This window comes from Streptomyces rubradiris (assembly GCF_016860525.1).
In the GTDB taxonomy this organism is placed as follows: Bacteria; Actinomycetota; Actinomycetes; order Streptomycetales; family Streptomycetaceae; genus Streptomyces; species Streptomyces rubradiris.
The window spans coordinates 850,279-863,111 of sequence record NZ_BNEA01000001.1 but is presented as its reverse complement, the minus strand read 5'-3'; the positions used below and the strand labels follow the sequence as shown (position 1 = coordinate 863,111).

Annotated in this window: 12 protein-coding genes and 3 pseudogenes; 8 read left to right on the top strand and 7 right to left on the bottom strand. The window is 72.4% G+C overall.

Annotation, left to right across the window (positions count from 1 at the left end):
* Positions 1-3: 3 nt before the first annotated feature.
* On the top strand, positions 4-147 hold the full coding sequence (locus tag Srubr_RS04065; protein ID WP_189998554.1) for a hypothetical protein: 144 nt from the start codon (positions 4-6) through the stop codon (positions 145-147).
* A gap of 65 nt (positions 148-212) precedes the next feature.
* Positions 213-2,378 (top strand): NACHT domain-containing protein, encoded by a 2,166-nt coding sequence (locus Srubr_RS04060; protein ID WP_189998553.1) that lies wholly within the window; start codon positions 213-215, stop codon positions 2,376-2,378.
* A gap of 300 nt (positions 2,379-2,678) precedes the next feature.
* On the opposite strand, the gene Srubr_RS04055 is transcribed toward Srubr_RS04060, so the two are convergent.
* Positions 2,679-3,095 (bottom strand): transporter family protein, encoded by a 417-nt coding sequence (locus Srubr_RS04055; RefSeq protein ID WP_189998551.1) that lies wholly within the window; start codon positions 3,093-3,095, stop codon positions 2,679-2,681.
* A 309-nt stretch (positions 3,096-3,404) separates the two neighbouring features.
* Here Srubr_RS04055 and Srubr_RS04050 point away from each other — a divergent pair, with 309 nt between their 5' ends.
* On the top strand, positions 3,405-4,442 hold the full coding sequence (locus Srubr_RS04050) for an XRE family transcriptional regulator (RefSeq protein WP_189998549.1): 1,038 nt from the start codon (positions 3,405-3,407) through the stop codon (positions 4,440-4,442).
* 676 nt (positions 4,443-5,118) lie between these two features.
* On the opposite strand, the pseudogene Srubr_RS04040 reads toward Srubr_RS04050, so the two are convergent.
* Positions 5,119-5,266 (bottom strand): annotated as a pseudogene (locus Srubr_RS04040) (IS110 family transposase); the annotation flags it as partial.
* A gap of 66 nt (positions 5,267-5,332) precedes the next feature.
* Positions 5,333-6,394 (bottom strand): lysylphosphatidylglycerol synthase transmembrane domain-containing protein, encoded by a 1,062-nt coding sequence (locus tag Srubr_RS04035; RefSeq protein WP_189998548.1) that lies wholly within the window; start codon positions 6,392-6,394, stop codon positions 5,333-5,335.
* A 295-nt stretch (positions 6,395-6,689) separates the two neighbouring features.
* Between Srubr_RS04035 and Srubr_RS04030 the strand changes: the two genes are divergently transcribed.
* On the top strand, positions 6,690-7,346 hold the full coding sequence (locus Srubr_RS04030; protein ID WP_189998545.1) for a DedA family protein: 657 nt from the start codon (positions 6,690-6,692) through the stop codon (positions 7,344-7,346).
* Positions 7,347-7,416: 70 nt separating this feature from the next.
* Here Srubr_RS04030 and Srubr_RS04025 read toward each other — a convergent pair whose 3' ends face one another.
* A complete protein-coding gene (locus Srubr_RS04025; RefSeq protein WP_189998543.1) occupies positions 7,417-7,944 on the bottom strand; it encodes a gamma carbonic anhydrase family protein in 528 nt (175 codons plus the stop codon).
* 109 nt (positions 7,945-8,053) lie between these two features.
* Between Srubr_RS04025 and Srubr_RS04020 the strand changes: the two genes are divergently transcribed.
* A complete protein-coding gene (locus Srubr_RS04020; RefSeq protein WP_189998541.1) occupies positions 8,054-8,818 on the top strand; it encodes an acyltransferase in 765 nt (254 codons plus the stop codon).
* Between the two features lie 217 nt (positions 8,819-9,035).
* On the opposite strand, the gene Srubr_RS04015 is transcribed toward Srubr_RS04020, so the two are convergent.
* Positions 9,036-9,893, bottom strand: a complete 858-nt coding sequence (locus tag Srubr_RS04015; protein ID WP_189998539.1) for an EamA family transporter — start codon at positions 9,891-9,893, stop codon at positions 9,036-9,038.
* Between the two features lie 108 nt (positions 9,894-10,001).
* Here Srubr_RS04015 and Srubr_RS04010 point away from each other — a divergent pair, with 108 nt between their 5' ends.
* Both Srubr_RS04010 and Srubr_RS04005 read left to right on the top strand, forming a co-directional pair.
* Positions 10,002-10,574 (top strand): helix-turn-helix domain-containing protein, encoded by a 573-nt coding sequence (locus Srubr_RS04010; RefSeq protein WP_189998537.1) that lies wholly within the window; start codon positions 10,002-10,004, stop codon positions 10,572-10,574.
* Between the two features lie 227 nt (positions 10,575-10,801).
* Complete coding sequence (locus Srubr_RS04005; RefSeq protein WP_189998535.1) at positions 10,802-11,359, top strand: YbaK/EbsC family protein; 558 nt, start codon at positions 10,802-10,804, stop codon at positions 11,357-11,359.
* A gap of 30 nt (positions 11,360-11,389) precedes the next feature.
* Here Srubr_RS04005 and Srubr_RS04000 read toward each other — a convergent pair.
* Positions 11,390-11,758, bottom strand: a pseudogene (locus Srubr_RS04000) (cation transporter dimerization domain-containing protein); the annotation flags it as partial.
* Between the two features lie 227 nt (positions 11,759-11,985).
* Here Srubr_RS04000 and Srubr_RS03995 point away from each other — a divergent pair.
* Positions 11,986-12,336 (top strand): annotated as a pseudogene (locus Srubr_RS03995) (ArsR/SmtB family transcription factor); the annotation flags it as partial.
* A gap of 49 nt (positions 12,337-12,385) precedes the next feature.
* On the opposite strand, the gene Srubr_RS03990 reads toward Srubr_RS03995, so the two are convergent.
* Entirely contained in the window at positions 12,386-12,793 is a 408-nt protein-coding gene (locus Srubr_RS03990; protein WP_189998529.1) for a CoA-binding protein, read from the bottom strand.
* Positions 12,794-12,833: the final 40 nt, after the last annotated feature.

The following is a 12,833-nucleotide window of genomic DNA, read 5'->3' as shown; positions in this document are numbered from 1 at the left end:
GGCGTGGACGAGTTCGACCCGTATGAGGGACTGAGGAAGCAGAAGACCGAGGCCGAGGAGCGGTTCGCCGCCGAGTCCGAGTACGCGGTGATGACCGTGCTGAAGGACGACGGGGTGTACCGGCACGACGGCCGCCCCCTTACCTGAGCCCCACTGGTCACAGCAATATGGCAGCCAGGAGACGTGGGGGGAGTCCGCCAGGGCCGGGAGTCGTGGGCCGCTGGTATGTGCTGCTGACGGTGTTGTGCGCGGGCGGGGCTTTGGCGCTCTCCCAGCGCTACGGGCTGGACACGCCCGGGACGGCGGTGACACTGCTGATCACCGTGCCTCCGGCCTATCTGGCCTGGAAGGCGTTCCTGCACGACCGCGCCGACGCGTCGCGGGCCACGGATCTGGGAACGGTCGCCGACCACTTGGCCGAGGCGGTGAAGATCCAGTGGGACGCCGAGGCGAGGATCCGCCGGATCAATGATCCGTACCCGTTGCCGGTGGCATGGCGTGCGGCGGACATCGATCTCATCGAGGACTGGGGCCTGCTGACTGACATCGCCCTTTCCCTGCCCGGGTGTCCGCCGTCCGATCTCGCCGACCGGCCCACGGGTCCGGACGTGCTGGCGGGGAACGGCGCCGAGATCGGTGATGTCTTCTCCCGGCGCGTCCCCACGCGCCGCCTCCTGGTGCTGGGTAGCCCCGGCGCGGGCAAGACGGTGCTTCTCCTGCGCCTGCTGGCCGACCTCATCGACCGGCGGACTCCGCACGACCCCGTACCGGTGCTGTTCTCCCTCGCCTCCTGGAATCCAGACCTGCAGGAACTGGACGCCTGGATGGCCGAGCAACTCCGGCAGAACCACCCCGGCCTGACCGTCCCCTGGGCCAGTGCTCCCTCCAGTCGTCGTCCGGCCGACCTCGCTCAGGCGTTGCTGGAACACCGTCTGGTATTGCCCATCCTGGACGGATTCGACGAGATTCCCCCAGCGCTGCAGGCCCCGGCCCTGGACGCGGTCAACCGGGCCCTACCGCTCGAACAGCCGATGGTTCTCGCGAGCCGGACCCCGCAATACCGTTCGGCGCTGACTCGCGGCGGCATCATCGTCCGGCTGAACGGTGCCGCCGGAATCCAACTGCTCCCGCTCGAACAGGCGGAGGCGGCCGCCTACCTGAGGCGGGACGCCGGAGGAGCTCATACCGCAGCCGCCGAACGCTGGAGCGGGGTGGCGGAACTGCTGGGCGGGGACACGCCTGTCGGGCAGGCCCTGAGCACCCCTCTGGGACTGTTCCTGGCCCGCACCATCTACAACCCGCGTCCGGGACCGGCGAACCATGCCGCCCCTCCGCCCGACCCGGGCCGGCTGTGCGACACCACGGCCTTCCCGACCCGAGCCGCAGTCCTTGGTCATCTCTTCGATGCCTTCATTCCCGCAGCGTACGCCGCCACCGACCGGGAACCGGCCCGATGGAGCGCCGAGCGGGCACACCGCACCCTGGTCTTCCTCGCCCGGCACCTCGAAACCAACCGCGCGGGCAGTCCCGACCTCGCCTGGTGGGAACTCCACCACGCCCTCCCGCCACGCACCCGACGCCGTGCCGTCGGCCTTGCCGCGGGTCTTCCCGCCGGGACCATGTTCGGACTTCCCTTCGTCGTGCTCGGCGGATACCCGGACGGACTCCGCGGCGGATCCGTGATCGGTGGCACGATCGGCCTCATTTTCACTCTCGCCGGGTTCATGGATCCACCCGCGGCGCCGGCCGTCCGTCTGCGCTGGTCCCTGCGAGGGTTCGCCTCCGGCCTCAGCATCGGCCTGCTGACGGGGCTCGGGACTGGTCTCCTGGTCGGGCTCTTCGATTCGCCACTGGCCGGGCTCCGAGCCGGGATCACCATCGGGAGCGGCGTCGGAGCTGTGGCCGCTTACACCGGCGCGTTGTCGGCCGCGAACCCGGACCTCACCGTCGAGGTAGGGCCCGCCACGGTCCTCGCACGGGACCGCCGCACCTTCGGGCAGATCATCCTGACCGCCGTCCTGGGTCTGGTACCGGCCTGGACCGCGCTCCTGGGCCTGAGCGAAGACGACGGACTCACCTCCGGCACTGTCGTGGACGCGGCGTTCTTCGGCACGCTGTTCGGCCTCGCCGGCGGCCTCGCAACAGGTCTCACCGTGACAGCCTGGGGCACCTTCACCGTGACCAGGGCGCACCTGGGGCTTCGACAGCGCATTCCGCGGGACCTGTTGGCATTCCTCAAGGACGCGCACGAAACAAGAGGCGTACTGCGCCAGGTCGGCGCCGTCTACCAGTTCCGCCACATAGACCTGCAACGCCACCTCGGACAGCAGCTGCCGAGCGGCGGCACGGACCCCGCCCCACGGCAGGGCCGGCCCTGAGCACCGAACACCACGGCGGCGGCACGGTCAGAGGGGGCGGACAGCAGCACTGCGAGAGCGCTGACCGTCAGGCAGTAAGGACGGCCGGCGACCCCACGGCGTTGAGCGAGCACCCCCTCCGCGCATGGCACCGGCCCCCGCGACCGCACAGGGACGCGCAGGCCGGCGTGACGTGTGCCCCAGACGATTCACCGACGGGGTCGTCGGGGATGCCCGGGACAGGCGACGGGTCGTCCGAGGGATGGCCGGGCCGTGCCGATGCCTCGGTACGGCCCGGCCGGGAGCGCCCCACGGACGGGATCAGCGGCTGGAGCGGCAGTAGAGGGCGTCGGTCAGGCACACCATGACCTTGGCGTTCCTGACGTCGTACTCCGGTGCGGTGCTCAGCGGAACCACGGTGCCCGACCCGCCGGCCCGACCGAGCAGCGTCTTCTCCGTCACTCCGTCGCTGCAGCGGGTGTACACCAGCCAGGCGACGGCCGCACGCCCGTCCGCGGCGTTGTCCGACAGAGCGTTGTTGGCGTCGTCCTTGAGCTTGGCGTAGGAACATTCATTCCATGCCGCGCCAGTGACCAGGGTGCCCCAGGCGTTGCCCCCCCGATTCGCGTCCGTGGTGTAGATGTCGAAATTCTGCGCGGCTGCGTGCGCGGTACCCGAGGCCATCATCAAGGCGCCGACGGCCACGGCACCGGCCAGGCTGGCAATCTTGCCTTTCATAGGAATCCTTTCGCTGTGCGGACGGCGTTGCGGGACGTTCCCGGTGGAAGGCGCCCGCCGGAATCGCTCACAGCCTGGGGGAGACGACGGTATCCGGGCAACGGCGGACGGCCGTCCCGGATGAGCGGACACTGTCCGGCCTGGTCGCAGCCTTGTCCGGGCGTCATCCGGACAACGACCCGGGCAGGATGGCGCCAGGCTGGCAGGAAAGGGGCCTTGTCTCCTCGCCGGGAGGGAGGTCAGGCTGTGCCCCGGTTCTCGACGGCAAAGGCCAGGGCTGCGTTGACGGCCCCCGAAAGGGGCGTGACGGTGGGAAGCAAACGCGTATTTCCCGATCCGGCGACCGCCGGTAATGCTGTGGAATTCGTCGCACTCCTGCGCGCGCGTAAAGAACGCGCGAACGTGACTTATAGGCAGCTGGAGATGAATGCGGCGGCATCGGGCGATGTCCTGCCCCGCAGCACATTGGCGGACGTCCTGCAGCGGGCGACGCTTCCGCATGAGGAGCACCTGAGGGTCTTTCTGCGGGCTTGCGGCTGTACCGACCGGGAAGTGGCCGTCTGGACGGCGGCACGCAGGAGGCTCGCCGCGGCCGGCGAGGGAAGCACCGCCGCCTCCCCTCCGGCCGGGCCCCCGGACCCGCATCCGGGCGCCTCCCGGCCGCGTCGGCTGCGGTATCGCGCGATGCTCCTGGCACTCGTTGCCGCGGGCGGCGTACTGCTGGCGGTCACCGCCGCGTGGACCGTCCGGGGAACACCGAACAGCGGCGACAGTCGGCTTCAGGCGCCGTCGGCCTCGGCCCAGGGTGGCCCTGTGGCCGCGGGCGAATACCGCATACATCCCGTCCACAGCTACCCGGACCGCTGTTTGGACGGTACCGGTGAGGGCAGTGACTCCCTCGCCATGGTGGTCGAATGGACATGTACCGGCTCGCGGGACCAGGTGTTCGCCGTGGAGCGCGTCAGCGCCGACCTCTACCGGGCGCGGCCGGCGAACACGATCCGGGGGGCGGGTCCGTGGTGTGCCGCATTCGCCTCTTCCGTGACCGGCTCCCTCTGGCTTCCCCGCCCGTGCCGGGACGACGATCCCCGCCAGTACGTGAAGCTCGAACCAGTCCGCCTCGCCTCTCACGCCGGGAGACCGGCGTACAGCATGCGGACCGCACGGGGCGATGCCTGTGTCACCGTCGGGCGGGAGATCGACCGGAACGACGTCGCCGAGGTCGCTCAGCATCCCTGTATGGACAGCCCGCGCCAGCAATTCGTCCTCGTCCCCGTCCCCGGGACTCGGACGGGGAGCGGCGGCGAGTTGAAGGCCCTTCCCTCCGTCCCCCTGCGCGCGTCCTGACCGCCCCTGTCCACAGCGCGACAACCGGGCCGGCGTCCTTCGCGGCCTTCACGTCCTCGGCGTCGACCCACCAGGCCGCGGCCGTCGCGCCGGTCGTGGTGCCCGCGCCGCGTCCGATCGCCGCGCGTCCGCCATGGCCGTGGACGATGTCGGCCGGGAGCAGGACCTCGCCCTCGATCGAGGTCTGACCCGCGACCAGGTCCGTGACGGGCGGGCGCGCGCTCAGCGCCGGCGGTTGTTGCTGGTGTGGTCGCCGGCGAGCCAGCGGGAGAGGTCGTCGTGTGCTGTGGCTCGCCGCTCGGCGTTGATCTTTTCCACGTCGGGGTGGTCGACAGCGAACAAGTCATCTCCCGTGATGGATTGGGGTGTTGGGTCGGTGACCTGGTGGTCGCCGACCTGGTGGTCAGCATGCCTCTCAATTTAAGTTGAACGCTAAACCAATTCGAGCCGTTGTGTGCGTGCCGGAGAGCGGGTAGCCCGTCGGTCGGCCGGCGGGGGCTGGCATCGGGTGGTCGGTTCGCGCCCCGGGTGGCGTGTGGTGCTGCATCCGCGCCCGGGCGGGCCGCTGCCCGGTGTGGGCCGGGCCTGGCGGTTACGAGGGCCCCGGCCTTCGTCCGGCGGCGGTCGTGACAGGCGTGCTCCCGGCACGGGCGCGGCCGGGTGCAGTGGCCTTGTTGGGGTGGATGAGACCGACGAGTCTGCGGCGGTCGGCTTTCCGCAGGGCGGCCGGTGGTCCGTAGCGTTCGAGCAGCCAGGTGACGGCCTGGTGATCGAGGCGGGGGGCCGAGGGCGCGCTCCAGGCTGGGGCGGAACGGGGTGAGCAGGTTCGCGTCCTGCGGAGCGTTTCGCCCAGTGACCGAGTCAGCGCCATGAACACCTGAAAGCTGCGCTCACACCACATTCCGGCGGATCAGCCCCGACAGCACCAACGCGCCCGGCAGCAGCGGTGCCCAGTCGGTCAGGACCCGGTAGCCGATGACGGTCGCGGTCGCCGGTGCGGGCGAGGAGCCGAAGGCGACCAGCGTCCACACCAGCGCCGCGTCGACCGCGAGGCCGCCCGGCGCGGGCACCGCTCCGACGGCCGTGCCCGCCGCCAGATGGGCCAGCACCACCTGCTCCCAGGGCAGCCCCAGCCCCAGCGAAGCCGCCACGCAGGCCAGCGCGCCGGCCTGCACCAGCGGCATCGCCACGGCCCCGCCCCACAGCGCCAGCACCCGGCACGGCCGGGCATGCACCGCGCGGGCGTCGGACACGGCGGTGCGCAGCAGCCCGGTCACCGGCCGCCGCAGCGGCCGCACGACAGCCAGCAGCACCCCGGCCACCGTGACCGCCCCGCCCACGCCCGCCGCGAGGGCTACCAGCAGCCGCCCGTCCGGTATCAGTTCCCCGAGGCGCCGCCGGGCCGGTGAGGCCGCCAGGAACACCACCAGCACCAGCGTCTTCGCGACGGACTTGACGAGCGAGTACAAGCCGATCGACGCGGTCGCCCGCTCCAGCGGTACGCCCTGCCCGCGCAGGAACCGCAGGGTGACGGCGTGCGCGCCGAGCCCGCCGGGCAGCACATGGTTGGCGGCGCCGGCGGCGAACTGCGAGGCCAGCAGCAGCCGGGGCGGTACCGGGTCGGGCAGCGCACCCTGCCGGACGCAGGAGGCGGCCACCCAGGTCAGACAGGTGAACCCGGCCCCCGCCGCCAGCCACCCCGGATCGGCCGCGACCAGCCGCCGGAACCCCTCGCACACGACGGGCCGGTTCGCCGCCGCCCAGCCGACGGCGAACAGCACCGGAACCAGGCACAGCACCAGCCGCAGCGACCGGGCCGGCCCGCGCGACGCCACCGACCGCGCCGGAGCCGCACGCTCCGGATCGACGCCGGCGGTCTCCGCGCCCGGACGCGGCAGCGAGCGCGAGGTGGAGGCGGTGGAGGTGGATGCGGACGATGTAGACGTGGACATGGGCGTGGACGTCGACGGGGGCGGGGTCGGAGCTGGGGACACGGGACGTCGTCCTTCCGCGGCGGGCCCCTGCGGGCCTGGGGGAGCGGGCCGGGCGAAACCGCGTGGAGCCTTCCCCTCCCGCGTGACACGGGGATGTCCGGAAACGTAAGGCGTGCGGGCGGAACGGTGCCGCCGGGCGGGCGGGCAGGCGGCCGTTCGGCGCCGACCAGGTAGCCTTCCCTTGGGCCGCGCTTTGCATGCCGGGGCCCGGACACGCAGGACAACAAGGTCAGCGACAGGGGAGGAACCGGCGGTGCACGTCCAGGAATGGCTCGACTCGGTGCCTGCCGCCGCCGTCTACGCCGTGGTGGCCCTGGTGATCGGATTCGAGAGCCTGGGCATCCCGTTGCCGGGCGAGATCGTCCTGGTCTCGGCGGCCCTGATGTCGTCGCAGCACACCGGCGTCAATCCGGTCATCCTCGGCGCCTGCGCGACCGCCGGAGCGGTGATCGGCGACTCGATCGGCTACGCCATCGGCCGCAAGGGCGGACGCCCGCTGCTGGCCTGGCTCGCCAAGAAGTTCCCACGCCACTTCAGCGCGGGCCATGTGGCCACCGCCGAGCGGTCCTTCGAGAAGTGGGGCATGTGGGCGGTCTTCTTCGGCCGCTTCGTCGCCCTGCTGCGCATCTTCGCCGGTCCCCTCGCGGGCGTCCTGCACATGCCGTACTGGAAGTTCCTGATCGCCAACGTCCTCGGCGGCATCTGCTGGGCCGGGGGGACCACGGCCGTCATCTACTACGTCGGCATCGTCGCCGAGGACTGGCTGAAGCGCTTCTCCTACGTCGGCCTGGGCGTGGCCGTCCTCATCGGACTCGGCTCCATGCTGATCCTCAAGCGCAAGGCGAAGAAGGCCCAGTCGCAGACGGAGCAGCGACAAGCGGAAGCGGAGCCCGTGAACGCCGGGGAGTGAACCGGCGGCGGCGCCGGGCGGAAGCACCCCTTGCTCGCCCACCCCGGCTCGTCCCCCCGTACACCCCTTCTTACTCGTGCACCTCGCGATGCGCCTTCGCCAGATCGGCGTACAGCGTGCCGTTGAGGACCACGCCCTCCCGCTCCTCCTCCGTCAGGGTCCGCCGCACCTTCGCCGGTACGCCCGCCACCAGCGACCCGGGCGGCACCACCATCCCCTGCGGCACCAGTGCCTGGGCGGCCACCAGCGAGCCCGCCCCGATCACCGCCCCGTTCAGCACGGTCGCGCCCATCCCGATCAGGCAGTCCTCCTCCACGGTCGCCCCGTGCACCACCGCGTTGTGCCCGATGGACACCCGCTCCCCGATGCGCACCGGGAACCCGGGGTCGGCGTGCAGGGTGACGTTGTCCTGCACATTGGCCCGCGCCCCCACGGTGATCTTCTCTATGTCCCCGCGCACGACGGCCCCGTACCAGACACTGGCCCCCTCGTGCAGTGTGACGTCCCCGACCACGGACGCCGTGGGTGCCACGAACGCCTCCGGATCGACCTGGGGTTCCTTGCCCCCGATGCCCATGATCAGCGCCTTCCGCGTCATCACTGTCTCCTTGTGTGCGTGCCGTGCCCGAACCGTACGACACCGGGTGGGGCAAAGATCACAGCGGCCCGGCCTCTCGCCGGGGACAACCGGTGAGTAACGTGAGCGCGTGCCGCAGCGCAAGAACACGTTCTCATCCTGGCGTCAGCGCCTGGCCCAGCGCGCCGTCCACGCGGGCTGGGCGTGGGTGCGGCGCACGGGCTCGGTGACGGCCGAGCACCCCGGCCGTTTCCGCTTCGGCGCCATCGGCGAGCACACCCGGCTGGCCTTCCCGCTCGGCACGATCTTCGGCGAACCGTGGATCCGGCTCGGGTCGTACTGCATCATCGGGGAGCAGGTGACCCTCACCGCGGGCCTGATGCCCGACCTGGACCTCGGCCCGGACCCGATCCTGCGCATCGGCGACGGCGTGGTCCTCGGCCGCGGCAGCCACGTCATCGCGGACACCACGGTCACCATCGGCAGCGACTGCTACTTCGGCCCGTACGTCTACGTCACCTCCACCAACCACTCCTACGACGACCCGCACCAGCCCATCGGCAAGCAGTGGCCGCGCATGGAGCCGGTCGAGATCGGGCCGGGCTGCTGGATCGGCACCGGCGCGGTGATCCTGCCGGGGGCGCGGATCGGCCGGAACGTGGTCGTGGCGGCCGGCGCGGTGGTCCGGGGCACGGTGCCGGACCACGCGGTGGTGGCCGGGGCGCCCGCCAAGGTCGTACGGCGCTGGACGCCCGACACCGGCTGGCAGCCGCCGCTGCGCACGCCCGCGCCGGTGCCGATACCGGACGACATCACACCGGGCCAGCTGCGCGCGCTGGCCGACCTGGACGAGGAGGCGGTGGCCCGGCTGGCCGCGCTGGACCCCGACGGCTGACGGCGACCTCCCGGCCGCGAACCGGTGCCGGAAACCGGCGCCCGGACCGGCTCGTCGACCGCTACAGCCGCCGTACGAAGACCGCCGCCGCGCCCGGTGCCCCCTCCTGACCGCCGGCATCCTCGCCCTCCTGCCCACCACCGCTGGACCACGAGCCACCCGTCCGACCTCCCCGCCGACGGCACCGGCCCCCCGCGTGACCGCCGCCTTCGGCGGCTCAGCCCGTAGCCAGCAGCAGTGTGCCCAGCAGGGCCAGGCCCGCGCCCGCCGTCTGGATGCCGCGCAGCCGCTCCTTGAGGAAGCCGAGTGCGGCCAGGGCGGTCACCACCGGGTACAGGGAGGCGAGCACGGCCGCGACGGTGACCGGGCCGCTCCGGGTGGCCATCGCGTAAGTGCCGTTGGCGGCGACGTCGGCGAGCCCGACGAACGCCAGCGCGGGCAGCGAACCCCACCGGAACCCGCCCTCCGGTACGGCGGCCCCGCCGCGCCGCACCGAGACGACGAGCGCGGCCCCGCCCACCACCACGTCCGTCACCCGCTGTACGAACAGCGCGAGGAACAGCCCGGTCACCGTGGTGGACGCCTCCGCGATCAGCGCGAACACCGTGCCGAAGCCGATCGCCGCGACCAGTGTCATCAGGATCGTGCGCCGCTGCACGGCCGTGCCCCGCAGCTGCGGCCCGCCCGCGAGGACGACCCCGGTGACGGCGACGGCGCTGCCGACGGCCTGGAACAGCCCCGGCCGCTCGCCGAGCACGAGTCCGACACCGACGGGCACGGCGACGCTGAGGGTGGCCAGCGGCGAGACCACGCCCATCGGGCCGAGCGCGAGGGCCTGGTAGAAGCAGAGCAGGGCCACCGGCCCCACCAGGCCGGCCGCGAACGCGAACCAGAGCCGGGGTCCGGCCTCGCTCCAGCCGCCGGTGGCCAGCACGATGGCGCCGAGCACGACCGCCGCGATGCCCTGGGAGACGACCACCACCGTCAGCGCCGGGGTGCGCCGGGTCAGCAGTCCGCCGCCGAAGTCGGCCAACCCCCACAGAAGGCTGGTGAGCAGGGCGAAGAGTGCTGTCATGGCCTGCCTCGCAGTACAGTTCGGTGAACGGTCGGGTGCACCTCACCGTAGTTCACCAGATTGCACTCCACTACTAAAATATTGAACTCCCTCGATATTGGACCCCATGTGTCGGACCTAGAACTCCTGACCCAGACCCTGGCGCGCAACGTCAAGCACTGGCGCGCGGTGCGCGGCTTCACGCTGGACGTGCTCGCCGCCCGGGCCGGCGTCAGCCGCGGCATGCTCATCCAGATCGAGCAGGCCCGCACCAACCCGAGCATCGGCACGGTCGTCAAGATCGGCGACGCGCTCGGCGTCAGCATCACCGCGCTGCTCGACTACGAGCGGGGCCCGAAGGTGCGGATCGTCCCCGCCGAACGGGCCGTACGGCTCTGGCACACCAAGGCCGGCAGCTACAACCGGCTGCTCGCCGGCACCGAGGCTCCCGGACCGCTGGAGATGTGGGACTGGCGGCTGATGCCGGGGGACATCAGCCCTTCCGAGCCGCACCGCGGCGGCACGGTCGAGCTGGTCCATGTCACCGCGGGCGAGCTGACGCTCGCCGTGGACGGCACGGAGTACCGCGTGCCGACCGGCGCCAGCGCCTCCTTCGAGGCCGACGTCCCGCACTGGTACGGCAACCAGGGCGAGCTGCCCGTGGAGATGGTGATGGCCGTGTCCGTACCACCCGTGCCGTGAGCGCGCCCGCCCGCGCACCGAGACCACCCGTGCCGTGAGCGCGCCCGCCCGCGCGCCGAGGACCGCTCCTGCGGCGACCCCCTCCGTGCCGTAGACCTGTCCGTGCCGTACGCCCGCCTGTCGGCGTACGCCCGCCCGTCCACGCCGTACGCCCGTCCGCGCCCCGGGCCCGTCCGTTCCGTAAGACGCCGGTACGGCGGTGCGGCCGGTCTTGTTAGCGTGCGTTCATGCGCGCGCCCATCGGAGACTTCACCACCGCCACCCCCGCCCCGGACTGCCTCGACGAGCTGACCGCCCCCGTCGCCGACGCCGTACGCGCCTGGCAGGGCACGGTCCCGGCCGACCAGATCCTCTACGTCGACACCGACCCGCGCTGGGCCGACACCGCCACGTTCGTGGAGCACTACGGCCGGGACCTGCTGGAGCGGTCGGCGAACTGCGTGGTGGTCGCGGGCAAGCGGGCCGGTGAGACCCGGCTGGCCGCCTGTGTGGTGCCGTCCACCGCCCGGGCCGACGTCAACGGTGTCGTCCGCCGTCAACTGGGGGCCCGCAAGGCGTCGTTCGCCCCGATGGAGACGGCGACCGGCGAGACCGGCATGGAGTACGGCGGTATCACCCCGCTCGGACTGCCCGCCGACTGGCCGGTGTTGGTGGACTCGGCCGTGGTCGACCTGCCCTACGTCGTGATCGGCAGCGGACGCCGGCGCGGCAAGCTCCTGATCCCCGGCAAGGCCCTCGCCGAACTCCCCGGCGCCACCGTGCTGGAGGGGCTCGGGGTGGTGTGAGCCGCCGTGCGCCACGGGCCTTGCCGCCGGTCACCCCGTGAGGTGGTGGGCCAGCGCCAGATGGGGGTCCGTCTCGCCCGGGGCGGGCGCCGGGTCGGCATGGACCAAGGCCGCCGTCAGGTTCGGCACGGCGTGCAGCAGGGCGTGTTCGGCCTCGACGGCGATCGCGTGTGCCTGTCGTAGCGTGGCCTCGGGGTCCACCACCACCGCGAGTTCGGCCCGCAGCCGGTGCCCGATCCAGCGCGGCCGCAGTTCGCCCACCCCGCGCACCCCCTCGACCGCGCGCACCGCCCGCTCGGCCCGGTCCACCAGCGCCGGGTCGACGGCGTCCAGCACCCGCCGGAACACCTCCCGCGCCGCGTCCCGCAGCACCAGCACGATCGCCGCCGTGATCGCCAGCGCCGGATCCAGCTTGTCGGCCGTCTCGTGCGAATGCGGGGCGAGCAGATGGCCGAAGCGGCGGAGCGGGCCACGGTGGAGGCGCCCGTGCCCGTGGCCGTGGTCATGTCCGTGGGGCGATGTGTGTCCGAGGTGCGGGTGTTGGCGGCCGTGGTCGCGATGGTGCCGGTCGCTCACGTCGGTCCCCTTCCGGTGGACGGGAGTGGACGCGCGGCCATTACGTGCGTATGAGCGCACGCATGCACCTATCACCTGCGCACGATGCGCACGAGCACAGCGCGGGTGAGGAAACCGAAGAGGAGCGCTTCGCCGTCGCCGCCGACCTCCTGGCCCTGCTCGGCGACCGCACCCGCCTCGCCCTGCTGTACGCCCTGACGGCGGGCGAGGCCGACGTCACCACGCTCACCGAGGCGTGCGGCGCCGCCCGCCCGGCCGTCAGCCAGCACCTGGCCCGGCTGCGGCTCGCCGGTCTGGTGGACACCCGCAAGGAGGGCCGCCGAGTGATCTACTCCCTGCGCCACGGACACCTGCGGCGCCTGGTCGAGGAGGCCCTGAAGACGGCGGACCACCGCCTGACGGGCCACCGAGCGGGACGCTTCTCCGGCCGCGGACCGTGGGCGGAAGGGGCTAGCCCAGCCGCGGGATCTCGATGGCCGGGCAGCGGTCCATGACCATCTCCAGGCCCGCCGCCCGGGTGCGTTCGTAGGCGGCCGGGTCGACGACGCCCAGCTGGAACCACACCGCCCGCGCGCCCTTCGCCACGGCCTCGTCGGCGACCGGGCCGGCCAGCGCGCTGTTCACGAAGACGTCGACCACATCCACGTCGAAGGGGATGTCCGAGAGGGAGGCGTAACCCCGCTCCCCGTGCACCGTCTCGGCCTTGGGGTGCACCGGCACGATCCGCTTGCCGAACCGCTGGAGTTCCCGGGACACGCCGTACGCGGCCCGGCGCTCGTTCGCGGACAGGCCGACCACCGCCCAGGTGTCGCCCAGCTCGGTCAGAATCCTGCGGATCGTCGCGTCGTCGCCGTACATCGGCCGCCTCCTCGGGCTGCGGGAACTGTCTCGGGGAAAC